The organism is Duganella sp. CT11-25, from assembly GCF_047302815.1.
GTDB lineage: Bacteria > Pseudomonadota > Gammaproteobacteria > Burkholderiales > Burkholderiaceae_D > Rugamonas.
The window spans coordinates 3,726,394-3,750,511 of record NZ_JBKBFD010000001.1 but is presented as its reverse complement, the minus strand read 5'-3'; the positions used below and the strand labels follow the sequence as shown (position 1 = coordinate 3,750,511).

Here is a 24,118-nt window from a genome sequence, read left to right as displayed (position 1 = left end):
CATGGGCTCGTTGCGGGTTGAGGGAGTGATACGGTGTTAGCTGAAGCTCAGTGCCGGGAAGCCGGTCAGGTAGCCGACGGCGGCGCCGTAGCGGTCGCGGTAGTTGGCGCGGATCAGCGGATCGAGCGTGGTCTGCACCTTGGCGTGCAGCGTCGCATCCCAGTCGCCCGCGTGCTGGAAGTTGCTCATGATGTAGGCGAAGCCGTTGATGTCATCGACCGCGTGCAGGCCGGTCGATTCTGCGCCCGACGGCGTCGACAGCAGACGGGTCAGCACCTTGGTGTCGACGTTGTAGGCCCACAGGAAGTTGTTGACGTGGGTGCCGCTGTCCTCGCCGACGAACAAGGTGCGCAGCTTTTCCGAGAACTTGATGTTGTCCGGATTGGCGACCTTGTCCGGGTTGGCCAGGTTGCCCAGCGCATCGGCGGTCTTCAAGTCTTCGCTGACCAGCGCAGGCACGGCGGCCATGTCGACCGGCACCCATTCGCTGTTGATCGCGGCGCCGGTCTCGTCGACCTGGCCGGCCTTCATGTTCAGCGCGTACACGGCGCCGGCGCTCGGGCCCTTGATCGCGATGCCGCCCGAACCGTTGGTCATGGCCGAGCCGATCGCGGCGATCGCCGAGTAGGCGATCTTGTCCTTGGCGTTGACGGTCGTGCCTTCCATCTTGGTGAAGCCCATGCTGCCGCCCTTGAACGCGGCGTAGCGGTGGGTTTCCAGGAAGGCGGCGGCCTTCTCCATGCCCGGCACGATCTTGATCCAGTTGAACTTGCCGTTGAAGGCGATCTTGGTGTAGCTGGCGTCCGCCGGATCGGTGGTCTTCACGTCCATGATGTCGGCGGCCTTCAGCTTGTCGGCCAGGGCCTTGATCTCGGCGCTGGTGGCGCTGCCCAGCTTGATCCACGACAGCGTGGCCGAGCCGCCGTTGTCGGTGGTCTTCTGGTTCCACTTGGCGATGTACAGCGTGCCGCTCGACAGGTCCTTGGCCTTGTCGGCCACGAACATGAACAGGCCGCCGTTGGTGGCGTCGTCGCCCATCAGCGCGGTGCGCTCGTCCGGCATCACCTGCACCAGCTCGTGCGAGATGCGGCCCATGCAGTAGTGCTTCTTGGCGCTGCCGGTGCCGTCCGGGTTGACGGTGATTTCCGGCATGTGGCCATAGTGGTAGGGGTTGGCCTTGGTGGCGTCGCCGTACAGGTTGGTGCTGAAGGCGGCGAACTGGGTGTTGCTGGCGATGGTGGTCGCGTCCGGCTCGTACTCTTCGCTCGACAGGTGGGTGTTCCACGGCGAGCGGCTGGCGCCGCAGGTGATCCACAGGCCGTTGGCCGGGCTGGTGTCGACGTTGTGGTATTTCACCAGCGTCAGCGCGCCGGTGGTCTTGTCCTGGTCCAACGTCAGGATCGCGATCGGCGACGGCAGCATGCCGTACACCGAGTCGCCCTTGACGTTGCGGCTGGTGTATTCGAACTGCACCACGGCGAACACGGCGTTGCCCTTGATGCCGGACACGGTCGGCGCGGCCAGCTTCAGCAGCGAGGTGCCGTCCGGCGCGTCGGAGAAGAACTGGCGCGAGTTCGCATCGGTCTTGTCCAGGATGGGCTTGTTGTTGATGTCGTAGTAGCCGCCGGCCAGGATGGTGCCGCCGTTGCCGTTGGAGACCATGGCACCGGTGATGAAGAAGGTCTGGTAGGCCAGCGAGTACGGCACGTTCTTGCCGTCGGAGTAGGTCGCGACCATCGCCGACGAGACCGAGGTGGTGGCCATTTTCGGTGCGTCCGCCAGCGACGGCGCGGCCATGCCGGAGAAGCTCACGGACATCAGCTGCGGCGCAGGGTTGGCCGTGTCGCCGCCGCCGCAGGCGGCCAGCAGGGCGGCGGTGGCGCTGCCGCCGGCCAGCGGCAGCAGCGGCGCGCCGGACAGGAACTTCAGAATGCTGCGGCGGGACAGATCGAGGGACTCGGTCATGATAAATCCTGTTGTAGTTGTGGCCATTCCATGTGCCTGGCAGGTGCGGCGGCATCATGCGAAGCGGTGGCGTCGCTTCGACGGGCGCAATATTAGCTATTCGATATGACAAGGGCGTGACATTAAGATACAAAGCGATACAAACGCGGGGCTGGCCGGCGACGGCGTAAGTTTGGTAACAAACTTATTCAGCGCGGGCGCGCTGTGGGGAAAAGGTCTATATTGTTTCCATGAACTGACTGGAATGAAGGAGTAGCACATGCGCCTGATGACCCGAACCATGCTGGCCGCCGCCGTGGCGCTGCTGGCCACCAGTGCCGCCTGGGCGGAAGTGAGCGTCACTTACGTCAAGCCGGACGACTACACCGATGTGCCGCGCAGCGTGATCGAGCGCGACCGCGTGCTGAAGGATTTCAGCGAGTACTTCGCCAAGCTGGACAAGAAGCTGCCGGCCGGCCAGTCGCTGAAGATCGAGGTGCTGGACATCGACCTGGCGGGGCGGCTGTACCCGCGCTACAGCGGCGGCGACGATATCCGCGTCTTGAAGGGCGGCGCCGACTGGCCGCGCATGCACCTGCGCTACACGCTGACCCAGGACGGCCAGACGCTGCGCAGCGGCGACGAGCAGCTGTCGAACATGAATTACCAGATGAGTATGACCCGCTATGCCGACAGCGAGCCGCTGCGCTACGAAAAGCAGATGCTCGACGACTGGTTCAAGAAGACCATCGCGCCGACGGTGGCCTCGCGCTAGACGCGTCTAGTCGATGCGGTTGACCTTGGGGAACTTGGCCAGGAACTCCGGCGCCATCGGGGTGACCTGGCTGCTCTTGTAGTTGAAGAAGACAAAGCCGGACTTGGCCATCGCGATCAGCTTGCCGTCGCGCGGCCGCGTGACGCGGAAGGTGATGTCGCCGCCGTACTGGTTGAAATCCATCACGCCCACTTCGAACACCAGCTGGTCGCGCGCATGGGCTTCGGCCTTGTAAGTGGTGGCCAGGTCGGTGACGATGATGCCGACGCCGTCGGCGCCGGTTTCCTGCACGCCGAACTCGAACAGGAAGCGCGCCCGCGCTTCCGAGATCATCGAAATCATCGAATCGTTGCCCAGGTGGTTGGCGCCGTTGATGTCGGTCACGCGCACGGTCAGCTGGGTGGAAAAATACAGTTGGTCTTCGGGGAAATCCAGGTGCAGACGGGCCATGATGAGCTTACCTCGTGAGTGATGCCGACATTTTACAATAGCCCTTTAGTGGTAAGACCGAGGCCAGGATTGTGTGTACTATCAAAGTATCAACTTTGAAAGGACATGTCATGTATGGACTGACTCAGCTGGGCGTTATCCACACCTTGATCAGCCTGGTTGCTGTGTTTGCCGCCCTGATCGCCTTTGTGCGCGACAAGGGCATCAATCCGGCCAGCACGCTCGGCAAGGTGTACATCTGGACCACCATCCTGACCTGCCTGACGGGCTTCGGCATCTTCGAGCACGGCGGCTTCGGCAAGCCGCACGTGCTGGGCATCGTCACGCTGCTGACCTTGGGCGTGGCGTGGTGGGCCGACCAGGGCCGGTTCGGCGCCAGGTCGCCGTATGTGTCCACGCTGAGCTATTCGCTCACCTTCTTCTTCCACATGATACCGGCGGTGACCGAGTCGACCACCCGCCTGCCGCTGGGCGCGCCGCTGCTGCCCGGCCACGAGGCGCCGGAGCTGAAGGCCATCACCGGCGCGATGTTCGTGCTGTACGTGATCGGCGCGACGCTGCAGGTGCGGCGCCTGAAGGCGCAGGGCAAATAGCCGCCGGCGTTGCGCGGACGCCTCCCCGAGGATGCAACAATTGCATTTCTATGTCACCATGCAAGTTAAGCTATATGGTCACTTCATCGGGGCGGGAAGGGCAGTCAAGCATGGACAGCAGCGCGTTACAGCAAGAGCCCGAGGCCGATGCCGAACATCGCCGCCTGGCCGAACTATCCCGCTACGCCATCACGCTGGATGAATCCGATCCCAAGCTGGACCTGATCACCAGCCTGGCGATCAAATCGGTGGGCGCCGACATCGGCGGCGTCAGCATCGTCTATCAGTCGCAGATCTGGCTGCCGTCGCGGGTCGGGCTGGAGGCGCGCCATGTGCCGCGCGCCGGCTCGTTCTGCACCTGGGTGGTGGGCGCCGCCACCGAGGCCGATTTCTTCGAGGTCGAGGATGCCGGCAAGGATGCCCGCTTCCGCGGCAATCCGCTGGTGGTGCACGCGCCCCACTACCATCACTACGCCGCCGTGCCGCTGCACGGCGCGCGCGGCTACCTGCTCGGCACGCTGTGGGTGATGGGCACGGACCCGCGCCGGCTCGACGCCGGCGAGGTGCTGATGTTGCAGGGCATGGCCAGGCTGGTGGTCGACACGCTGGAGCTGCGCTATTGCAACGACGTCACGGGCATGTCCAACCGCAGCGTGTTCCTGCACCATCTGCAGCTGGGGCTGGAGCAGACGCTGCGGCCGCACGTGGTGGTGGGCTTTGTCGACCTGGCCGGCTTCCGCCGCCTGAACGACGTGTTCGGGCGCGAGCAGGGCGACCTGGTGCTGCGCGAGATGGGCGAGCGGCTGGCGGGCTGGGCCGGCGCCGACAACCTGGTCGGCCACCTGGGCGGCGACCGCTTCGCGTTTGCGCTGTTCGGCGAGCGCGAGCCGCACGCGGCCATGCTGGAGCGGCTCACGGAGTGCATCAGCCGGCCGTTCATGCTGGGGCAGGGCGGCGCGCACGTGCTGCACGCGCGGGTCGGCGTCGAGCACCGCGACACGCCGTACGGCGGCTCGGCGGTGGCGCTGCTGGACGCGGCCGACACGGCGGCCTCGTCGATCGCCGGCAATCTGCTGCGCACCACCGTCAAGCAGTATGGCTCGGAGCTGCTGGCGCGCTCGCACATGGTGTTCGAGCTGCAGGCGGCGCTGGACGGCGACGCCCGCCACGGCGCGCTGGCGGTGCATTACCAGCCGCAAGTCAACTACGCGCAGGGCACGCTGATCGGGCTGGAGGCGCTGGTGCGCTGGCAGCATCCGCAGCGCGGCATGGTTTTCCCCAACAGCTTCATTCCGCTGGCCGAGAGCACCGACAAGATCTACCAGCTCGACCTGCTGGTGCTGGCGCAGGTGTGCCGCGACATGCGCGGCTGGCTGGACGCCGGCCTGCCGGTGGCGCCGGTATCGCTGAATTTTTCGCGCCGCTCGCTGCTGCATCCGCAGGTGATCGACGAGCTGCGGCGGGTGCTGGAATGCTACGGCATCCCCGGCCACATGCTGGAGCTGGAGGTGACCGAGAGCCAGCTGCTGGAAACGGTGGAGCTGGTGGCGCCGCGCGTGGCCGAGTTCCGCGCGCTGGGCGCGCGCATCGCGGTCGACGATTTCGGCACCGGCTATTCCAACCTGGATGCGATCAGCAGCTTTCCCTTCGACCGGCTCAAGGTGGACCGCCAGTTCGTCAACGGCGTGGCCGGCAGCGACAAGGTGGCGGGCTTGTTCCACCTGATCCAGGGCATCGCGGAATTGTTCAAGGCCGAGCTGCTGTGCGAGGGCCTGGAGGAGGAGGCCGACCTGGCCTGGCTGGCGCAGCGCGGCGCCGTGTGCGCGCAGGGCTGGTACTTCAGCGCGGCGCGCACGCCGGACGCCATCGTGCGCATCCTGACGGCGCTGCGCGACCGCGCCGCCGACGCGCCGCCGTTGACGGTGCGGCAGTTGCGCGATCTGCTGAAGGCTTAGAGCTGCTCGCCGAGGAAGACCAGCGAGTTGCCGTGCGCCTGCGCGGCGGCGCGCTGGTGGTAGCTGGCGCGGTGGTTGCAGTTGAAGCCGTGCTCGGCGCCGTCGTAGACGTGGATCTCGACCTGCTCGTTGGATTCGAATTTTTCCGCGATGCTCTTCACGGCGTCCAGCGGGATATGGCTGTCGGCGGCGCCGAAGTGCATCACCACCGGCACCTTGATTTCCGCTGCGCGGTCCAGCGCGTTCTGGATGCCGCCGCCGTAGTAGCACAGCGCCGCGTCGACCAGGCCGTTGGCGGCCGTATGGTAGGACAGGCGGCCGCCGAAGCAGTAGCCGATCGAGGCGATCTTGTCGCCGACGCCGTCTTGTGCGCGCAGCACCTTGATGGTGGCGGCGATGTCGGCCTGCGCCTTGGCGAAGTCGGTCGCCTGCATCAGTTCGACGGCGCGCTTCCAGCCGGCGTCGTCGTAGCCCAGTTCGATGCGGGCGCCGTCACGCCAGAACAGGTCCGGCGCCAGCACCACGTAGCCGTCGGCCGCGTACTGGTCGGCGACGTTGCGGATATGCTGGTTGACGCCGAAGATCTCCTGCAACAGCACGATGCCCGGGCCCTTGCCGCCGCGCGGCAGCGACAGGTAGGCGCCGAAAGTGCCGTCGGCGGTTTCGATATCGATCCACTGGGAATTGGTTTCCATGATGTTCCTTATGCGCTGGTTCAGAAAGCGGCCATCGTACTCCGTTTTGCGCCGCCGTGCAGAGCCGCCCGGCCCGGCTTCAGTTATGCACTTCGCGCGTGTAGATCACCGGGCCGGAGCGGTAGATGCCGAAGGTCTCGCGGCCGGTGCTGCTCGGTAGGTAGTCAAAGATCAGGCCGAGCGATACATTGGCCGAGCCGATCCCGGTCAGCGTCGGCGTCGGCGCCGCCATCCGGAATGTGCCCTTGCCCTTGTCCAGGGTAAGAACGTCGTTGGGGTTGGCGACCTTCAGCGATGCCGGGCAGATCAGGCCGCCGTTGCCGCTGATGTCCAGCGCCTTCTGGCATTTGCTGAACGTGATCTTGCTGGCGACGGTGGCGGCGCTGACGGCGTTGACCTGTGAATTGAACACGTAGCCGGATGGCATGTAGTACTGGGCGCTGGCGTCGATCGGCAGTGGCGAGTTCTGCGAGCCGTAGGCGTTGGCCACCAGCAGGCGGCCGCTGACCACGGTCAGCGGCGCTTCCACCGAATTGGCGCTGACGCTGCGCAGGGAACTGACGTTGTCGGTGTCGATGGCGCGCAGGTAGATCGTGGCGGGCAGGATGTCGCTGGCCGGATAGGCCGAGGTGAAGGTGAAACGCGGCAGGTTGGTGCTCGACGGGCCGGGGGCGGCCGGCGTCCCGCTACCGGCGGTGAAGCTGAACTTGGGGTCGGCCCCGCTCCAGGCCAGGGCGCCGGAGGCCGCAACGGCGCCGCCGGCGGCAGTCCAGGCGGTGGTGGTGATCGGCTTGGCCAGCGATCCGGCATAGTTGCTGGTCAGCCCGGGCGTGGGCGACGCGCCATTGTAGGCCAGCACTTTCAGGAAGAAAGGCTGTCCGGAATGGATGAAGCCGGTGCTGGTGCCCGTGCACGGATTGACGCCGGCCACCAGGCCGCTGCAGTTCATGGTGCGGCCGCCGGTCTGCGTGGGCGCCAATGTGGAGATTTCGTTGTCGGTCATCAGGACCGTGTCGAAGTGGTCCGGGATGAAGCGGGCGATGGTCAGCGTGCCCTTGGTGACGAAGCCGGTGAGCGGGGTGTAGCCCATGTAGTAGGTGCTGGCGTTGGTCAGCCTGGCGTCCAGCTTGATGGCGCCGACATCGCTGAAATTCCACTGGCCGGCGCTGCCGCTCTTGCTGTCGGCGACGCCGTTGCTGAATGCGTTGAACTGGCCCTGGCTGATGGTGCCGCTGTTGCCGGCGTCGACGGGGTTAACCACCGTGGGCGGCAGGAAGGTGACACTCTCCGGCGTCGCCTCGCGGCCGAAGTTCCTGGTGACGTTGCCCAGCGCGTTGACGGCGCTGACCTTGACCGTGAACGGCTCGCTGGCCTTGGCGAAGATGTCATGCGTGACCGCCGTGCTGACGCCGGTGACGGCGTTGGTGGCGACGATCAGGAACTCCTTGGGCGCGGCGATGAAGCTGTTGTTGCCGGTCGCGCTGAAGGCGGTGCCGCCGCTATAGGTGTAGCCGGCCGCCAGGTTCACCTTGCCGGCGTCGGCGTATTCCAGCGCGGCGGAGGCGATGCCGCTGGCGTTAAAGCTCATCTGCACGCCGGTGGTGCCGCCGCCGCAACTCAGGCTGGTCGAGCCTATCTTGGGCTGGATCGTGCCGCTGACCGGGTCGGAGTAGGTGCAAGCCATATCGATGCTGACCGTCTTGCTGGCGACCAGCGGCACGCAGCTCTGGTTGTTGCCCGATGCGGTCAGCGCCTGGATGGTGACGGTGGCGCCCGCCATCGAGACGTGGTTGGGGGCGGTGACGGTCAAGCCGGACGTCGTGAATTTCATCTCGCAGGGATGGGCGGGATCGCCGCTGTTGACGCAGCTGTAGGCATGGCTGCTGGACGACAGCAGGGCGGTGCCCTGCGCGCCCTGCTCCACCGTGGCGGCGCTGTTGACGCCGCCGGTGACGGTGAACACCTTGCCGCCCGGCTGCAGCGTGACGGCGGTGGCGGCGGTGTAGTGCGGCGCGGTGCAGTTGGCGTTGGCGCAGGCGGTCAGCGTCACGGTCTGCGGCTGGCAGGTCAGCGCGCTGCCGCTGTGGCTGATCTGTATGTGGTGCGGGCCGGCCACCGGCGGCGCGCCGCAGGTCGGCTGGTAGCTGCTGTCGGCCTTGGTCACGCAGCTGCAGACCGGGGCGCCGGGGGCGGCGCCGGTGCAGGTGATGGTCTTGCTGACGCTGGCGCCCCAGTCCAGGTAGATGGCGTTGACGGCGGCGTTGCCGTTGATGGTGGCGCCGCTGGAGTGGGTGGTGACGTTGTGCGCCGATAGGTCGCCGTTGATGGTGTCGCCCGAGCCCATGTCGACGTCGCCGGTGAACGTGACATTGCCGTTGACGGTGACGCCGGAGGCGCGCAGGTTCAGCGAGCCGCCCGTCAGGTTGCCGGTGACGGTGGTGCCGCTGCCGATGTCGAGCGAGCTGGAGGCGGCGATGTCGCCCTTGACCGTGACGCCCGAGGCGTTCAGCTTGACGGTGGGCGAGGTGATGTTGCCGGTCACCGTGCTGCCCGACGACAGCGTGAACGAGGTGCTGGCGCTGACGTTGCCGGTGATGTTGACCGGCGAGTTGGTGGTGATGGTGGTGCCGCTGACATTGCCGCCGACGGTGACGCCGGAGCCGAGATCGACGGTGCCGGCGGCGGTGATGGCGCCGCCGATCTGCGCCGGCGAGTTGGTCTTGACCGAACCGGCGCTGACGCTGCCGCTGATCTTGATGCCCGAGCCCAGGTCGGCCAGGCCGCTGACGCTGACCGAGCCGCTGACGACCAGGCTGGAATTGGTCTTGATGTTGTTGGCGCTGATCGAGCCGTTGATGGTGTTGGACGAGCCCAGGTCCACCGTGCCGGTGATGCTCAGCGGCCCCATGGTGACGCTGGAATTGGTGCTGATCGAGGCGCCGCTGACGGCGCCGTTGATGGTGTTGCTGGAGCCGAGGTCGATCGCGCCGGTGATGGTCAGCGGTCCCAGGATGACGTCGGAGTTGGTCTTGATCGAGCCGCCGCTGACGGCGCCGGTGATGGTGGTGCTGGAACCGAGGTCGATCAGGCCGGTGGCGGCCACGGTGCCGGTGATCTTGGCCGACGAGCCGCCCGTGGTGACGCTGGCGGCGGTGACGTTGGCGGTGATGGCCTGGGCGTTGGAGCCGAGCTTGAAATTGCCGCCGGCCGCCAGCGAGCCGCCGCTGACGTTGAGATTCTGGGAGCCGGACAGGTCGAGCGCGTTGCTGCCGCTGGTCTGCAGCCTGGCGCTGCCGCTCATCTGCAGGCCCTGGCCGGAACTGAACGAGACGCCGTTGTTGACCACCACCGTGTAGCCGCTGGCGATGACGGCGCTGTCGTTGGCGCCCAGCGCCAGGGTGCTACAGGTGTAGGTCTGGCTGGCGCTGGCGTAGGTGCAGGAGGCGACGGCGCCGCCGTTGAAGCCGAGGTTGGCCGCCTGCGCGGCGCCGGCCAGCATCAGCAGCGCCGGCACGGCCCGCAACATGGTCAAAACGATAAGCCATACGGAATTGAAATTCATAATCACACCTGAACACGCCTGCCTGAATTATAGGCGGTTCGGGTGAGTTTCCGTGTGGCAGTTTTTTAACGTTGAGCCTGGCGCTTGACCTTGCCGAAGGCGTCGCCCGCTTTCCAGGTCTGCATTTTCGGCGCATTGGCCACCGCGTAGCCCAGGTTCAGCGTGAATTGCGCCTGCTGCACCATGCCCGACAGGTCCCAGTCGGCGTGGTATTCGTCGCTCGGCTGGTGGTAATCCTGCTTGAACGCCACCAGGCGCGCGCGCGATTGTTCATGGTTCTTGATGAAGTCGAAATAGCCGTCGCCCGAGAACACCGCCGAGCCGACGTTGAACGCCGGCACGCCGGCCTTGGCAAAGCTGAAGTGGTCGGCGCGGAAGTAAGCGCCCGACAGGTCGGGGATGGCCGGCGCCAGGGTCAGGCCCATCTGCTTTGCCACCGCGCCGGCGGCGGCGTACAGGCTGCTGCGCTCGGCGCCGGCGACGCCGATGTCGCGGGTCTTGCCGACGAAGTTCATGCTGTCCAGATTCAGGTCGGCCGTGGTCTTGTCCAGCGGCCAGGCCGGGTTGCGGATGTAGGCGATGCTGCCGAGAAAGCCGGTTTCCTCGCCGGCCGGCCACAGGAAGACCTGCGCGCGCCTGGCCGGATGCTTGACCGCTTCCTGCGCCATCGCCAGCAAGGCGGCGACGCCGGAGGCGTTGTCGATGGCGCCGTTCCAGATGTTGTCGCCCGGCTTGCCCTCGTCGATGCCCAGGTGGTCCCAGTGGGCGGAGTAGACCACCGCCTCGGCCTTCAGCTTGGGATCGGTGCCGGGCACGATGCCGACCACGTTGAACTGTTCGATCTGGCGGATCTTGCTCTTCACCTCGGCGTGCATCGTGACCTTCAGGTCGACCGGGCGGAAGTCGCCGCGCTCGGCGTCCGCGCGCAGCTTGTCGAGGTCGAAGCCGCCGGCGGCGAACAGCGCGCGCGCCGTGTCTTCCTGCAGCCAGCCTTCGAGCGGGTTGCCGCTGCCGGCCAGGTGGAAGCGCTCGTGCGAGAAGCTGGTGGCCGGCACGCTCCAGCCGTAGGAGGCGGAAGGCGTGGTGTGGATCAGCAGCGCGCCGGCCGCGCCCTGGCGCAACGCTTCCTCATACTTGTACATCCAGCGGCCATAGTAGGTGTAGGCCTTGCCGGCAAAGCGCTCCGGTTCCTCGGCGGTCGGCTGCGGATCGTTGACCATCATGACCAGGATCTTGCCCTTGACGTCCACGCCCTTGTAGTCGTCCCACTTCTCTTCCGGGGCGACGGCGCCGTAGCCGACGAACACCAGCGGCGCGTCGACGGTGAGGTTTTCCTTGCCGCTCATGGTGCCGAACAGGATCTCGGCGCCGGTGGCAGGGCTGAGCGTCTTGCCGCCCTCGGCGGTGAAGCGGGCGACGCTGCCCGGCAGCAGCTTGGTGCCTTCGGCCTTGACCGACTGGCGATAGGTGCCGTCGGCCAGCGGCTTGAGGCCGAGCACCGCGGCTTGCGTTTCCAGGTAGCGCACGGTGAGGTCGCCGCCGCGCTGGCCGGTGCCGCGGCCTTCGAACAGGTCGTCGGCCAGCAAGGACAGGTGGGCGCGCAGCGGCGCCTCGGCGACGACGGCTTGCTGGGCGTGCGCCTGCAGGGCGAGGCCGGCGGCGAGGGCGAATACGGGAAGACGCATATTTACTCCGTGTGGATGGTGGTTCCGGGGCTGAAGCCGGTTATCTTACTGTAATTCGACAAAAATACAGGGAGACATATGAAAGTCATCATCATCACCGGCGCGTCGGACGGCATCGGCGCGGAGATGGCGCGACAGCTGGCGCGCCGCCACGGCGCCGGCGTGGCGCTGGTGCTGGCGGCGCGCAACCGGGCCGCGCTGGAGCTGGTGGCCGCCGACTGCAGCGCCGCCGGTGCGCAGGCGCTGGTGGCGCCGACCGACGTTTCCGAGCAGGCCCAGTGCCTGGCGCTGGTGGCCGCCAGCGTGGCGCGCTTCGGCCGCATCGATGCGCTGGTCAACAACGCCGGCCGCTCGGCCCATGCGCTGCTGGAGGAGGTCGCGGACCTGGGCTGGTACGAGGAGCTGATGAAGATCAACCTGTGGGGCAGCGTGTGGTGCACGCACGCGGCGCTGCCCCACCTGAAGCGGTCGCGCGGCAGCATCGTCGCGGTGTCGTCGCTGGCGGGGCTGGTCGGGGTGCCGGGGCGCACCGCCTACAGCGCCACCAAGTTCGCCATGGGCGGCTTCTTCGAGGCCCTGCGCGCGGAGGTGAAGGCGGCCGGCGTCAGCGTCACCGTCGCCTACCCCGGCGTGGTGGCGACCCGGATACGCCACTGCGGCTTCAACGCCGCCGGCGGGGCGCTGGGCAGCAGCAGCCTGAAAGAGGACAAGGCGATGCCGGTCGAGGAATGCGCGGCGCTGATCGTCGCCGGCATGGAGCGGCGCCGGCGCGAGGTGGTGATGTCGGCCAAGGGCAAGCTGGGACGCTGGCTCAAGCTGATCGCGCCGGGCGTGGTGGAGCGGATCGCGCTGGCGGCGCTGAAGGACGATGTGCGGCCTTGATTGTAAGCAAGTGTAAATGCCGTCAACCCGGTGCTCACGGGCCGCGTTTTTTGCTCATGCGACACGGGATTGTCCCGGCGCCGAAACCCGAAAAGGAAATACATCATGACCAAAATTATCGCTACTCTGATCGCCGGCCTGTTCGCAACCGCAGCATTCGCACAAGCGCCTGCAGCATCGGCCTCCGCATCGGCCTCCGTGCCTGCGGCATCGGCAGCAGCGTCGGCGCCAGCCGCCAGCGCACCGGCAGCCAAGAAAGCGCATCACACCAAGAAAGCAAAACCAGCCAGCGCATCGGCTTCGGCATCGGCGGCTGCTTCGACTCCTGCCGCAGCGGCACCAGCCGCCAGCAAGTAATCAGTCAGCTAGCGCTTGACGTGCCGCCCCGGACCCTCAGGGCCTGGGCGGCGCAAGAAGAGAGACGGCCTCCAAACCGTCTCTTTTTCTATGGGCGCGCCAGTTCTTCCAGCAGCGCGCGGTGGAAGGCGTCCGGGTCTTCCATCTGCGGCGCGTGGCCCAGCCCCTTGAATTCCACCAGCCGGCCGTGCGGGATCAGCTTGACCGTCTGCTTGCCCAGCACCGCGTACTTGCCGATTGCCGCCTTGACTTCCGGCGGCGCGATGTCGCTACCGATGGCGGTGGTGTCGGCGTCGCCGATCATCAGCGTGGCCGGCACCTTCAGCAGCGGGAACTCGTAGATCACCGGCTGCGTGAAGATCATGTCGTAGATCAGCGCCGAATTCCACGCCACGGCCTTCTTGCCCGGACCCGCGTTCAGGCCGGCCAGCATGTCGACCCACTTTTCGTATTCCGGCTTCCAGCGGTTGACGTAGTAGGTCGATTTTTCATACGCGCGCACGCCGTCGGCCGACAGCTTCAGCTCACGCTCATACCATTGGTCGACGCTGCGCGACGGCACGCCCAGCGCTTTCCAGTCTTCCAGTCCGATCGGATTGACCAGCACCAGCCGCGACACGGCGTCCGGATACATCAGCGCGTAACGGGTGGCCAGCATGCCGCCGGTCGAGTGGCCGACCATGGCGGCCTGCTTGACGCCGAGGTGCTTGAGCAGCGCGTCGGTATTGGCCGCCAGCTGCTGGAAGGTGTATTGATAGCGTTCCGGCTTGGTCGAGGCGCAGAACCCGATCTGGTCCGGCGCCACCACGCGGTAGCCGGCCGCGCTCAGGGCTGTAATGCTCTGGTCCCAGGTCGCGCCGCAGAAATTCTTGCCGTGCAGGAGAACGGCGGTCCTGCCGTTGGCCGCGCCGGTGGGTGCCACGTCCATATAGGCCATCTGCAGGTTCTGGCCCTGCGAGCTGAAAGAGAAATGGCGCAGCGGGTGCGGGTAGGCGAAGCCTTCCAGTTCGGGGCCGTAGGTGGCGGCGGAGACCGGGCCGGCGAGGGCGGCGATGGTGTAGAGCAGGGCGCGCATTGAGAGGTTCACTCCATGACAGGAAAGACGTCAATATAGTGGAAAACCGCAAAAATCGTCGCTGTTCGGCGATAAAGAGTAAACTACGCACAAATTTCTTTCGCAATTAGGCGATTCGAACATACTTGTGAGTGACGCCATGTCTGAAACCCCATCCTCCCCCATCACCCTTTTTACCGACCTGAATCTCAGCGCACCGCTGATCAAGGCCCTGAAAGAGGTGGGCTACGAGTCGCCATCGCCGATCCAGGCCGCGACCATCCCTTCGCTGCTGGATAACCAGGACGTGCTGGGCCAGGCCCAGACCGGCACCGGCAAGACCGCCGCCTTCGCGCTGCCCATCCTGTCGCGCATCGATATCAAACAGACCACGCCGCAGGCGCTGGTGCTGGCGCCGACGCGCGAACTGGCGATCCAGGTCGCCGAAGCCTTCCAGACCTACGCCGCGCACATTCCCGGCTTCCACGTGCTGCCGATCTACGGCGGCCAAAGCTACGGCCCGCAGCTGTCGGCCTTGCGCCGCGGCGTGCACGTGGTGGTCGGCACCCCGGGCCGCGTCATCGATCACCTGGACAAGGGGTCGCTCGACCTGTCCAAGCTGAAGACGCTGGTGCTGGACGAAGCCGACGAGATGCTGCGCATGGGCTTTATCGACGACGTCGAGCGCATCCTGCAGGAGACCCCGGACTCGCGCCAGACCGCGCTGTTCTCGGCCACCATGCCGTCGGCCATCCGCCGCATCGCCAATACCTACCTGCGCAATCCGAAGGAAATCACGGTGGCGGCCAAGACCGGCACCAATGAAAACATCCGCCAGCGCTACTGGCTGGTGTCCGGCATGCACAAGCTGGACGCGCTGACCCGCATCCTGGAAGCGGAAAACTTCGACGGCATGATCATCTTCTCGCGCACCAAGCTCGGTACCGAGGAACTGGCGCAGAAGCTGCAGGCGCGCGGCTTCTCGGCCGCCGCCATCAACGGCGACATCCAGCAGGCGCAGCGCGAGCGCACCATCCAGCAGCTCAAGGACGGCAAGATCGACATCCTGGTGGCGACCGACGTCGCCGCGCGCGGCCTGGACGTGGAGCGCATCAGCCACGTGGTCAACTACGACGTGCCGCACGATCCGGAAAGCTATACCCACCGCATCGGCCGCACCGGCCGCGCCGGCCGCAGCGGCGAGGCGATCCTGTTCATCACCCCGCGCGAGAAGAACCTGCTCAAATCGATCGAGCGCGCCACCCGCCAGCCGATCGGCATGCTGGAGCTGCCGACCATCCAGGCGGTCAACGATGTCCGCATCGCCAAGTTCAAGTCGCAGATCAGCGAGACCCTGGCGCAGGGCGAGCTGGAACAGTTCCAGTCGCTGATCGAGGACTTCGAGCGCGAACAGAATATCCCGGCGATCGAGATCGCCGCCGCGCTGGCCAAGATGGCGCGCGGCGACGTGCCGCTGCTGCTGGACAAGAAGCAGCAGGCGGCCGCCGCGACCTGGGACGAGCGCCCGGGCCGCCAGGTCGGCTTCGAGCGCCATGGCGGCCAGGATCGCGGCGACCGCGGCGACCGTTTCGAGCGCGGCGACCGTCCGGACCGCGGCGAACGCAGCGAGCGCTTCCCGAAAAAGGAACGCATCGTGCGCGCGCCGGACGCCGGCATGCAGACCTTCCGCATTGAAGTGGGCTACCAGCACGGCGTCAAGCCGGGCAACATCGTCGGCGCCATCGCCAACGAGGGCGGCATCGACTCCAAGAACATCGGCCGCATCGAGATCTACGACGACTACAGCGTGCTCGACATGCCGGACAACCTGGGCGCCGACGTGCTGAGCCACCTGGCCGGCATCAAGGTCGCGGGCCAGCAGCTGCGCATCAGCGCCGACAAGGGCGACGGCGCGCCGGCTGCCGCGTTCGCCCCGGCGCCGGCGGCCCGTCCCGCATCCGCCCCCGCCCCGGCCCGCGCGCCGGCGGCCGCGCCTTCCGCCTCGCCGCTGGAAAAGGTCGCGCGCGTCAGCGCCGCCGACCTGGACGACGCCGCGCCGAAGAAGAAAAAGGAAAAGCCGAACAAGGTCACCCTGCCGATGAGCGCCTTCCGCATCGAGGTGGGGAGCAACCACTCGGCCACGCCGTCCAACATCGTCGGCGCCATCGCCAACGAGGCCGGCCTGGAAGCCAAGCATATCGGCCGCATCGAAATCTTCGACACCTACAGCATGGTTGAGCTGCCGGACGGCATGCCGCCCGAGCTGTTCAAGCATCTGGGCAAGGTGTGGGTAGGCGGCGCGCAGCTGAAGATCAGCCACGCCGACCGCATGCCGCCGGAGTCGGGCAAGTCGACGCCGCCGAAAAAACCGATGCCGGGCGCCAAGCCGAAATCCAGGAAGTACTAATACCACGGGGCCGCAAGGCCCCGTTTTCATCCGGCCACCGTGCACGCGCCCGGTGCGCATCGCTGCTGCGCCGCACCAAAACAAAGCTTGGCGATACTGAAATAGTGATCGCAAGAAATCCCATATGAATCGCTCTCATAGGAGAAGCCGCTGTCCTTGAGCGCTGGCCCGCTTATTGCATATGTGACAGTACATCCTTATAAAAGACGCGTCGTCGAGCGTCTCCAACCTGGAGACAAGTCGTTATGCATTGGAGCATTGAAATGACATCATTCAGGAAGCTGTGGGCCACGTTTGTCGATTCGATCAAGCCGCAAATGCTGCGCGAGCCGGATCAAGTCGGGTTGCATTCGATCGTAGTGAATACCCGTCCGTTCAACGTTTCTTCCTTCTCGAACAAGGGGCGCTGATGCTACTGCGGAACGACCTGCTGCACTACACGCATCCGTCTCCGCGCACCGTCCGCATCCTGTGGATCGCTCCCGAGCAAAGCCACGCCTATATCTTCGACGTGGCGGCCCGCTCGGCCGATGTCGAGTTAATCCAACTGTCGGTGCTGCATGCCGACATCCGGTCCGGCCACGCCAGCGTGCTGCCGGCCGACCCTTACCTGCTGGTCGTCAGCCAGGACCTGCTGCCGCCCAAGCACCTGCAACTGCGCGCCCGCGCGTGGGAGATCATCGAGCCGCTGGTGGCGCTGGAACCGGGCATCTACGAAGCGCGCCAGCGCGGCCAGCTGATCGCCCAGGCGACGGCGGCGCACGGCGTCTCGCATCCGACCATCTACCGCTACCTGCGCCGCTACTGGCAGCGCGGGCAGACGCCCAACGCGCTGCTGCCGGACTACGGCAACTCGGGCGCCAGGGGCAAGGTGCGCCAGGCCTCGGCCGGCGTCAAGCGCGGCCGCCCGCGCAAGAACGGTGCCGGCGACGGCCCGGGCCTGAACGCCGACGAGGAAATCCGCCGCACCTTCCGTGTCGCCACCGCGCACTACGCGGCCGGCCATGGCAAGTTCTCGCGGCTTGGCGCCTACCAGCAGATGCTGGCCGAGTTCTTCGTCGAGCGCCGCATCGACGCCGAATCGGGCCGCGTGCTGACCACGCCGTCCAGCCAGAAGATCGAGCTGCCGACCTTTGGCCAGTTCAACTACTGGCTCGACCACGACGACGACCGCCCGCCGGAAGTGGCGCGCCGCAGCGCCCTGGCCTTCACGCCGCCCGAGTCGCCGCCGCTGGCGGCCGGCGCGCTGCCGCCGGGACGGCCCGGCGCCGGCTTCTACCTGGACGCGGTGCGCGCCGAGGTGCAGCTGGTTTCGCGCGCCGACCGCAATCAAGCCATCGGCCGCCCGCTGATCTATCTGGTGCTGGATTCCTTCAGCCGCCTGGTGACCGGCATGTATGTCGGCATGGGCGAGGCCAGCTGGCCGCAAGCGATGCTGGCGCTGGCCAACTGCAGCGCCGACAAGCAGCGCTACAGCCAGCAGTTCGGCCGCCGCATCGAAGCCGAGCAGTGGCCCTGCCGCCACCTGCCGGAAACCCTGTTCACCAATGCCGCGCTGACCTGCGGCTGGAGCGGCGAGACGCTGCTGAATAACTTCAACCTGCGCTGCGTCGCCGTCGACGACGGTCCCGACGATTGCCGAGCCGTGCTGGAAAAACGCTTCCGCCTGCTGGCGCCGGCCGCCGAAGGCGCGGCCTGCCGCCTGGACGGCGTGCTCGACCTGGAGCAGTTCACCCGCATCGTCATCGACTGCGTCCTGTACTACAACAGCCGCCAGGCGCTGCCCCACGCCGGCGGCGCCACGCCGCGCCGGCTGTGGGACTGGGGCGTGACCCATCGCGGCGGCGGCTTGAAGATCTACCCGGAGCACCTGATCCGCTGCAGCCTGATGCCGGTGGCGCCGGCCAGCGTGACCGGCGACGGCATCGCGCTGTTCGAAAGTCTTTACACCTGCGCCCGCGCCATCAACGAACGCTGGTTCGAACGCGCGCGCCTGCGCGGCCAATGGAGCGTCAGGGTCGCCTACGATCCGTCCAACCTGGACATGATTTATTTGCTGGATCCGGCCGCGCCGATGCAGTTCCACGCCTGCCACATGGCGGACGCCAGCGCCGCCCATCGCCACCTGTCGGCGGCGGAGATCGGGCGCATGCCGCGCGGCCAGGCCGCCGCGCCGGCGCTGCCCCTGCGTACCACTACGCACAGCCTGGCCAGCTTCGCCGGCTGATTCCCTTCTGCGATAGCGCGCGGCGCGATCCAGCGTCGTGCATACCACTCCTGCCTTTTCCGGTGCGTGCATCTTAACGGTGCGATGCGCGTAAACGCGCGTGGAAGCGCTTGCGCGGAACGCTCCCGGGCATCGCAAATCGTCCGTAAATAAAGTCTGTTCCGCGCAAATAAAGTTTGTCGCCCGCGCCGCTTGCTTACCTGTATGGACAATGTTTTCGAGGCTTATGAGCGGACATTGTTTTATATCGTTTAGCCTGATTCCATAAGGCTTCCTTGCTCCACGAAGCATGTTTATTTTCTTTCAATCCGTGGCACGCGGATTGCTAGATGGGAACTATGGGATAGCAAGTCTCCCAAGGATCTTTCAGCAGACTGGTGAGGAAGCAGATGGATAGTAAAACAGTAAAACCGTTTAAATCGTTTAGTTCATTTACCCGCAGGGATTTCCTGTACCGGGCCGCCGCCGTTGGCGGCACCGGATTGCTGTTAAATACCATGAACGCCTGGGGCATGGGCATCGCCTCCACGGCGTCCGCGCCGCCCGCGCTCAGCGGCAGCGGCAAGGGCAAGAAGGTATTGATCCTGGGCGCCGGCCTGGCCGGCATGACCGCCGCCTACGAGCTGGGCAAGCTGGGATACCAGTGCCAGATCCTGGAAGCGCGCGCCTTCGCCGGCGGCCGCTGCCAGACTGCGCGCAAGGGTTTCAGCCTGACGGAACTGGGCGGCGAAAAACAGACTTGCACCTTCGACGAGGGCCACTACATCAACCACGGTCCGTGGCGCATCCCGCTGCACCATCAATCGACGCTGCACTACACCCGCTTGTTCGAGGTGCCGCTGGAGGTGATGGTCAACGATAACGACCACGGTTACGTGTATTCGGAGAACGCCGGCCCGTTCGCCGGCAAGCGCATGCGCATCAAGGAGATCAAGTCCGACATGCGCGGCCACGTCTCCGAGCTGCTGGCCAAGTCGGTCAAGAACAAGCAGCTGGACCAGGAACTGACGGCGGACGACCAGCGTTTGCTGCTGGACTACCTGGCGCACGAAGGCCACCTGGCCGGCGCGGACCTGCAATACAAGGGCCGCAGCGGCCGCGGCTTCGCCGTCAATCCGGGCGCGGGCCTGTCGCCGGGACCGGGTGCCTTGTCCGATCCGCTGGGCTTCAAGGACCTGCTGGCCTCCAAGCTGGGCAACGTCTACAGCGCGGTGCAGGACTTCCCGATGCAGAACACCATGTTCCAGCCGGTGGGCGGCATGGACGCCATCGCCAAGGCGTTTGAAAAACGGGTCGGCAAGAATATCCGCTACAAGTCGGAAGTGCAGACCATACGCCAGAACGACAAGGGTGTGACGGTGACCTACAAGGACACCGGCACCAACAAGGTCGGCACCATCAGCGCCGACTACTGCCTGTGCGCGATACCGCTGTCGGTGCTGCGCCAGATCGACACCGATTTCACGGACAAGTTCAAGCAGGCCGTCGCCACCGTGGCGTATGCGCCGGTCGGCAAGATCGGCCTGCAGATGAAGCGCCGCTTCTGGGAAGAGGACGACCATATCTACGGCGGCCATATCCTGACCGACCTGAAAGGCATCAACACCATCTCCATGCCTTCGTATAACTGGCAGAAGAAGAAGGGCGTGCTGCTCGGCTACTACCAGTACCAGACGGCCGCGATTGAAATCAGCGCGCTGTCGCCGAAGGAACGCGCCGAGTTCGCGCTGGCCGCCGGCCAGAAGATCTTCCCGCAGTACCAGGAATCGTTCGAGAGCTCGTTCTCGGTGGCCTGGCACCGCGTGCAGTACAACCTGGGCGGCTGGGCCGAGTGGACCGACAAGACCCGCGCCGCGGCCTATCCGACGTTGGTCGAGGGCGAGGGCCGCATCCTGCTGGCCGGCGAGCACCTGAGCTACCTGACCGGCTGGCAGGCCGGCGCCATCGAATCGGCGTGGCAGCAGATCGCCAAGATCCATGAAAGGGCCAGCGCATGAAGGAGACCCTGATCAAGGCGGCGATGGTGGTGGTGGCGGCATTCGCGGCGGCCGCCAGCGCGCCGTCGCGCGCCCAGGAGATGGACGGCAAGGCGCTGTTCCTGAAGAACTGCGCGGCCTGCCACCAGGCCAGCGGCAAGGGCATACCGGGCGCCTTCCCGCCGCTGGCCGGCAGCAAGTTCGTGCAGGGAAAAAGCGTCGATGTGGCCACCGTGCTGCTGAAAGGGCGGGGCGGCATGCCCGACTTCAGCGACAGCCTGAACGACCGCGATATCGCCACCGTGCTCACTTTTGTACGCAGCAACTGGGGTAACAAGGCCGACGGCTTGAGCGAGGCCGAGGTGCTGGCCCTGCGCTCCTCGCTCGGCCTCGACGCCTTCGGCAATACCACGATGTCCAACAAACACTGAGAGATAAGAGACCATGAAAAAAGCACTCGCAACCCTGCTGATCCCGGCCGCACTGGGCCTGCTGTCCGGCGCCGCCGCCGCCGCGCCGAAAGCGCCGGCCAAGGCCGACATTGTGCGCCACAAGATCCCCGGTTCCGACTTCCCGATCGCGCTGGCCGTGACCATCCCGCCGACCGCCACCATCCACTTCATCAGCGGCCAGGTGCCGGCGGTGGTCGACGCCGCCGCCGCGCCGGACTCGCTGGCCGCCTTCGGCGACACCAAGACCCAGTCCGAAACGGTGCTCAAGAAGATCAAGGAGATCCTGGCCGGCATGAAGCTGGAGATGTCCGACGTGGTCAAGATGCAGGTGTTCCTGGTCGGCGATCCGGCCAAGGGCGGCAAGGCCGACACCAAGGGCTTCATGGAAGCCTACACCCAGCACTTCGGCGGCGCCCAGCCCAACCTGCCGGCGCGCGCCGTGGTGCAGGTCGCGGGCCTGAGCAACCCGGGCTGGCTGGTCGAGATCGAGGTGGTCGCCGCCACCAAATAAGCCGTCGTGAAGGAAGGCGGCACACCAGGTTTTTTGTTTCGGGTCTTACTTTCTATGTTATTCAAAAATGGGGATTTAAATATGCATAAGGCCACACTCAAGATCGGCGTCGCAGCCGTGCTGTCCACACTGGCAATCGGCGTCTACGCCGCTCCCGCGGCGGCCGACGACGCCGCCGCCGTCGCGGACGCGGCGGCCGATGCCGGCGCCACGCCGGTCGGCTCGGTCATCGTCACCGGCACCCGTTCCAGCGGCATCAAGGCCGAGAACAGCGCCTCGCCGATCCAGGTGCTCGATGCGGCCTCGCTGCAGCGCACCGGCCAGCCGGACCTGATCCAGGCGCTGGCGCAGAACCTGCCTTCCTTCACGGCGCAAGCTTTCGGCGGCGACACCGCCAACCTGACGCTGTCGGCCCGCCTGCGCGGCCTGAGCCCGAACAACACGCTGGTGCTGATCAACGGCAAACGCCGCCACGGCACCGCCAACCTGGCCGTGCTGGGCGGACCGTACCAGGGCGGCGCGGCGGCCGACCTGAACTTCATTCCGGTGGCGGCGATCGACCACATCGAAGTGCTGCAGGACGGCGCGGCGGCCCAATACGGCTCCGACGCCATCGCCGGCGTGGTCAACATCATCCTCAAATCGAACAACCACGGCGGCACCGCCACCGTCACCGGCGGCGGCTACTGGGACGGCGGCGGCCGCACCGGCGACGGCGCCGCCAACATCGGCCTGGAGCCGTTCAAGGACGCCTACCTGAGCCTGACGGCGGAATCGAAATACCACGGCTACAGCGACCGCGGCGGCATCGACCCGCGCGTGATCAACCCGGCCAACTTCCCGGCCAATAACGGCATGCTGCAGCAGCCGGGCTACCCGCACGTCAACAAGATCGCCGGCGACGCCCAGTACCACCTGCACGTGTTCGCGGCCAACTTCGGTTGGGACATCACGCCGGACAGCCAACTGTACGCCATCGCCACCTACGGCAAGAAGAAGGCCAGCGCGTTCGAGAACTACCGCCTGCCGACCCGCCTGCCGGTGCTCTACCCGACCGGCTTCTCGCCGCGCGAAACCATGAAGGAGGACGACTTCGCCTTCACCGGCGGCATCAAGGGCAAGCTGGGCGACTGGAACCTGGACCTGAGCTCGACCTACGGCCGCGACAAGGCGGAAATCGGCGTCGCCGATTCCGGCAACGTCTCGCTGTTCAACGACACCGGCGCCACGCCGACCGTGTTCCGCGCCGGCGCCTTCATCGCCAGCCAGTTCACCACCTCGCTCGAAGCCAGCCGCGAAGTCAACATCGGCTGGGCCAAGCCGCTCAACATCGCCGCCGGCATCGAGCACCGCACCGACAAGTACGAGATCGAAGCGGGCGACGCCGCCTCGCGCTACAAGGAAGGCTCGCAGTCGTATCCGGGCTTCTCGCTGACCGACGCCGGCAGCCACAGCCGCAACAACAAGGCCGCCTACCTCGACGTCGCCGGCACCCCGCTGGCCGACTGGACGGTGGACCTGGCCGGCCGCTACGAGAAGTTCAGCGACTTCGGCAACGCCAAGGTCGGCAAGCTGACCTCGCGCTACGACTTCTCGCCGGCCTTCGCGCTGCGCGGCACGGTGTCCAACGGCTTCCGCGCGCCGACGCTGGCCGAGGAATACTACTCGGCCACCAACGTCGGCCCGACCACCGCCTTCGTGCAGCTGGCGCCGAATTCGGCCGGCGCCAAGCTGGTGGGCGTGGACGGCCTGAAGCCTGAACGCTCGAACAACCTGAGCCTCGGCATCGTGCTGAATCCGGCCAACAACCTGTCGATCACGCTGGACGCCTACCAGATCAAGATCCGCGACCGCATCGTCGGTTCCGGCTCGCTGTACGGTTCCGGCGGCTCGGTCAACTCGCCGGCGGTGACGGCCGCCATCAAGGCCAACGGCAATGTGCTGGACAGCACCGTCAGCCAGACCGGTATCAACATCTTCTCGAACGCGGTCAACACCCGCAGCCGCGGCCTGGAATTCGTCGCCACGCTGAACGAGAACTACGGTACCGCGGGCCGGGTCGACTGGTCGGCCGCCGCCAACTACAACAAGGTTGAAGTCACCAAGATCAACCAGGCGCCGACCCAGCTGCTGCCGCAGACGCTGCTCGACAAGACCGCCATCGCCGACCTGGAAACCGCGTCGCCCAAGCTGCGCGTCAACCTGGGCGCGCTGTGGAAGATCGGCAACTGGACCGTCAACCTGCGCGAAGCGATCTACGGCAAGTCGACCGGCTACGGCAGCGAAGACGGCGCGGTCTATCACAAGACCGAGATCTCGACCAAGGCTTTGACGGACCTCGAGATCGGCTACAAGGTCAGCCCGGCGCTGTCGCTGGCGGTCGGCGCCAACAACCTGTTCAACACCTATCCGAACGGCGTCAATCCCGCGCTGCTGGCCGACCAGCGCGCGGCGGGCGACAACGCGGCGGTGAACGTGCTGCCATCGTTCTCGCCGTTCGGCATCAACGGCGGCTACTACTACGTGCGCGCCAATTACAAGTTCTAAGCGGGGGCTTGGTGGTAAGTGTAGTAAATGCAGTAAATGCAGCAAG

At 66.2% G+C, this 24,118-nt stretch carries 18 protein-coding genes; 12 read left to right on the top strand and 6 right to left on the bottom strand.

Annotation, left to right across the window (positions count from 1 at the left end; genetic code table 11):
- Positions 1-36: 36 nt before the first annotated feature.
- A complete protein-coding gene (locus ACEN9F_RS16130; protein WP_413421227.1) occupies positions 37-1,965 on the bottom strand; it encodes a PhoX family protein in 1,929 nt (642 codons plus the stop codon).
- A gap of 259 nt (positions 1,966-2,224) precedes the next feature.
- Between ACEN9F_RS16130 and ACEN9F_RS16125 the strand changes: the two genes are divergently transcribed.
- Positions 2,225-2,719 (top strand): DUF3016 domain-containing protein, encoded by a 495-nt coding sequence (locus ACEN9F_RS16125; RefSeq protein WP_413421225.1) that lies wholly within the window; start codon positions 2,225-2,227, stop codon positions 2,717-2,719.
- Between the two features lie 6 nt (positions 2,720-2,725).
- Here ACEN9F_RS16125 and ACEN9F_RS16120 read toward each other — a convergent pair whose 3' ends face one another.
- Positions 2,726-3,169, bottom strand: coding sequence for a thioesterase family protein (locus ACEN9F_RS16120; protein WP_413421222.1), 444 nt, complete (start codon positions 3,167-3,169; stop codon positions 2,726-2,728).
- Between the two features lie 110 nt (positions 3,170-3,279).
- Here ACEN9F_RS16120 and ACEN9F_RS16115 point away from each other — a divergent pair, with 110 nt between their 5' ends.
- Both ACEN9F_RS16115 and ACEN9F_RS16110 read left to right on the top strand, forming a co-directional pair.
- Positions 3,280-3,762: a hypothetical protein gene (locus ACEN9F_RS16115; protein WP_413421220.1), complete on the top strand. Its 483-nt coding sequence runs from the start codon at positions 3,280-3,282 to the stop codon at positions 3,760-3,762.
- A gap of 110 nt (positions 3,763-3,872) precedes the next feature.
- A complete protein-coding gene (locus tag ACEN9F_RS16110) occupies positions 3,873-5,717 on the top strand; it encodes an EAL domain-containing protein (RefSeq protein WP_413421218.1) in 1,845 nt (614 codons plus the stop codon).
- Here ACEN9F_RS16110 and ACEN9F_RS16105 read toward each other — a convergent pair.
- From ACEN9F_RS16105 to ACEN9F_RS16095, 3 genes are all read right to left on the bottom strand, one after another.
- Positions 5,714-6,412, bottom strand: coding sequence for a dienelactone hydrolase family protein (locus ACEN9F_RS16105; RefSeq protein WP_413421216.1), 699 nt, complete (start codon positions 6,410-6,412; stop codon positions 5,714-5,716). The two genes, ACEN9F_RS16110 and ACEN9F_RS16105, sit on opposite strands and share 4 nt — an antisense overlap.
- 79 nt (positions 6,413-6,491) lie before the next feature.
- Complete coding sequence (locus ACEN9F_RS16100; RefSeq protein WP_413421214.1) at positions 6,492-9,974, bottom strand: DUF6701 domain-containing protein; 3,483 nt, start codon at positions 9,972-9,974, stop codon at positions 6,492-6,494.
- A gap of 65 nt (positions 9,975-10,039) precedes the next feature.
- Positions 10,040-11,659: a M28 family peptidase gene (locus ACEN9F_RS16095; protein WP_413421212.1), complete on the bottom strand. Its 1,620-nt coding sequence runs from the start codon at positions 11,657-11,659 to the stop codon at positions 10,040-10,042.
- A gap of 78 nt (positions 11,660-11,737) precedes the next feature.
- On the opposite strand from ACEN9F_RS16095, the gene ACEN9F_RS16090 reads away from it, so the two are divergent.
- Together ACEN9F_RS16090 and ACEN9F_RS16085 are read left to right on the top strand one after the other, a co-directional pair.
- Positions 11,738-12,541 carry an SDR family oxidoreductase gene (locus ACEN9F_RS16090; protein ID WP_413421211.1) on the top strand — a complete coding sequence of 268 codons (804 nt, stop codon included), beginning with the start codon at positions 11,738-11,740 and terminating at the stop codon, positions 12,539-12,541.
- Positions 12,542-12,646: 105 nt separating this feature from the next.
- Positions 12,647-12,898, top strand: a complete 252-nt coding sequence (locus ACEN9F_RS16085; RefSeq protein WP_413421209.1) for a hypothetical protein — start codon at positions 12,647-12,649, stop codon at positions 12,896-12,898.
- Between the two features lie 88 nt (positions 12,899-12,986).
- On the opposite strand, the gene ACEN9F_RS16080 is transcribed toward ACEN9F_RS16085, so the two are convergent.
- The gene (locus tag ACEN9F_RS16080) at positions 12,987-13,973 is read right to left on the bottom strand and encodes an alpha/beta fold hydrolase (protein WP_413421207.1); all 987 of its coding nucleotides are present in this window, start codon (positions 13,971-13,973) and stop codon (positions 12,987-12,989) included.
- A gap of 139 nt (positions 13,974-14,112) precedes the next feature.
- On the opposite strand from ACEN9F_RS16080, the gene ACEN9F_RS16075 reads away from it, so the two are divergent.
- The 7 genes from ACEN9F_RS16075 to ACEN9F_RS16045 all read left to right on the top strand — a co-directional run bounded on the left by ACEN9F_RS16075 (position 14,113) and on the right by ACEN9F_RS16045 (position 24,072).
- Positions 14,113-16,359: a DEAD/DEAH box helicase gene (locus tag ACEN9F_RS16075; protein ID WP_413421205.1), complete on the top strand. Its 2,247-nt coding sequence runs from the start codon at positions 14,113-14,115 to the stop codon at positions 16,357-16,359.
- Between the two features lie 263 nt (positions 16,360-16,622).
- Positions 16,623-16,769 (top strand): hypothetical protein, encoded by a 147-nt coding sequence (locus ACEN9F_RS16070; protein WP_413421203.1) that lies wholly within the window; start codon positions 16,623-16,625, stop codon positions 16,767-16,769.
- Positions 16,769-18,586, top strand: coding sequence for a Mu transposase C-terminal domain-containing protein (locus ACEN9F_RS16065; protein ID WP_413421201.1), 1,818 nt, complete (start codon positions 16,769-16,771; stop codon positions 18,584-18,586). Before ACEN9F_RS16070 ends, ACEN9F_RS16065 begins: the two co-directional genes overlap by 1 nt.
- 389 nt (positions 18,587-18,975) lie before the next feature.
- The gene (locus ACEN9F_RS16060) at positions 18,976-20,583 is read left to right on the top strand and encodes a flavin monoamine oxidase family protein (RefSeq protein WP_413421199.1); all 1,608 of its coding nucleotides are present in this window, start codon (positions 18,976-18,978) and stop codon (positions 20,581-20,583) included.
- Positions 20,580-20,993, top strand: coding sequence for a c-type cytochrome (locus tag ACEN9F_RS16055; protein WP_413421197.1), 414 nt, complete (start codon positions 20,580-20,582; stop codon positions 20,991-20,993). The genes ACEN9F_RS16060 and ACEN9F_RS16055 overlap by 4 nt, the downstream gene beginning before the upstream one ends.
- Before the next feature lie 13 nt (positions 20,994-21,006).
- The gene (locus ACEN9F_RS16050) at positions 21,007-21,525 is read left to right on the top strand and encodes a RidA family protein (RefSeq protein ID WP_413421195.1); all 519 of its coding nucleotides are present in this window, start codon (positions 21,007-21,009) and stop codon (positions 21,523-21,525) included.
- A gap of 81 nt (positions 21,526-21,606) precedes the next feature.
- Positions 21,607-24,072: a TonB-dependent receptor plug domain-containing protein gene (locus ACEN9F_RS16045; RefSeq protein WP_413421193.1), complete on the top strand. Its 2,466-nt coding sequence runs from the start codon at positions 21,607-21,609 to the stop codon at positions 24,070-24,072.
- Positions 24,073-24,118: the final 46 nt, after the last annotated feature.

Coding starts and splice junctions, on each gene's coding strand:
- ACEN9F_RS16095 (WP_413421212.1), bottom strand. CDS start 11,659: ATGCGTCTTCCCGTATTCGCCCTCGCCGCCGGCCTCGCCCTGCAGGCG.
- ACEN9F_RS16115 (WP_413421220.1), top strand. CDS start 3,280: ATGTATGGACTGACTCAGCTGGGCGTTATCCACACCTTGATCAGCCTG.
- ACEN9F_RS16050 (WP_413421195.1), top strand. CDS start 21,007: ATGAAAAAAGCACTCGCAACCCTGCTGATCCCGGCCGCACTGGGCCTG.
- ACEN9F_RS16120 (WP_413421222.1), bottom strand. CDS start 3,169: ATGGCCCGTCTGCACCTGGATTTCCCCGAAGACCAACTGTATTTTTCC.
- ACEN9F_RS16065 (WP_413421201.1), top strand. CDS start 16,769: ATGCTACTGCGGAACGACCTGCTGCACTACACGCATCCGTCTCCGCGC.
- ACEN9F_RS16090 (WP_413421211.1), top strand. CDS start 11,738: ATGAAAGTCATCATCATCACCGGCGCGTCGGACGGCATCGGCGCGGAG.
- ACEN9F_RS16085 (WP_413421209.1), top strand. CDS start 12,647: ATGACCAAAATTATCGCTACTCTGATCGCCGGCCTGTTCGCAACCGCA.
- ACEN9F_RS16045 (WP_413421193.1), top strand. CDS start 21,607: ATGCATAAGGCCACACTCAAGATCGGCGTCGCAGCCGTGCTGTCCACA.
- ACEN9F_RS16130 (WP_413421227.1), bottom strand. CDS start 1,965: ATGACCGAGTCCCTCGATCTGTCCCGCCGCAGCATTCTGAAGTTCCTG.
- ACEN9F_RS16100 (WP_413421214.1), bottom strand. CDS start 9,974: ATGAATTTCAATTCCGTATGGCTTATCGTTTTGACCATGTTGCGGGCC.
- ACEN9F_RS16110 (WP_413421218.1), top strand. CDS start 3,873: ATGGACAGCAGCGCGTTACAGCAAGAGCCCGAGGCCGATGCCGAACAT.
- ACEN9F_RS16080 (WP_413421207.1), bottom strand. CDS start 13,973: ATGCGCGCCCTGCTCTACACCATCGCCGCCCTCGCCGGCCCGGTCTCC.
- ACEN9F_RS16060 (WP_413421199.1), top strand. CDS start 18,976: ATGGATAGTAAAACAGTAAAACCGTTTAAATCGTTTAGTTCATTTACC.
- ACEN9F_RS16055 (WP_413421197.1), top strand. CDS start 20,580: ATGAAGGAGACCCTGATCAAGGCGGCGATGGTGGTGGTGGCGGCATTC.
- ACEN9F_RS16125 (WP_413421225.1), top strand. CDS start 2,225: ATGCGCCTGATGACCCGAACCATGCTGGCCGCCGCCGTGGCGCTGCTG.
- ACEN9F_RS16075 (WP_413421205.1), top strand. CDS start 14,113: ATGTCTGAAACCCCATCCTCCCCCATCACCCTTTTTACCGACCTGAAT.
- ACEN9F_RS16105 (WP_413421216.1), bottom strand. CDS start 6,412: ATGGAAACCAATTCCCAGTGGATCGATATCGAAACCGCCGACGGCACT.
- ACEN9F_RS16070 (WP_413421203.1), top strand. CDS start 16,623: ATGACATCATTCAGGAAGCTGTGGGCCACGTTTGTCGATTCGATCAAG.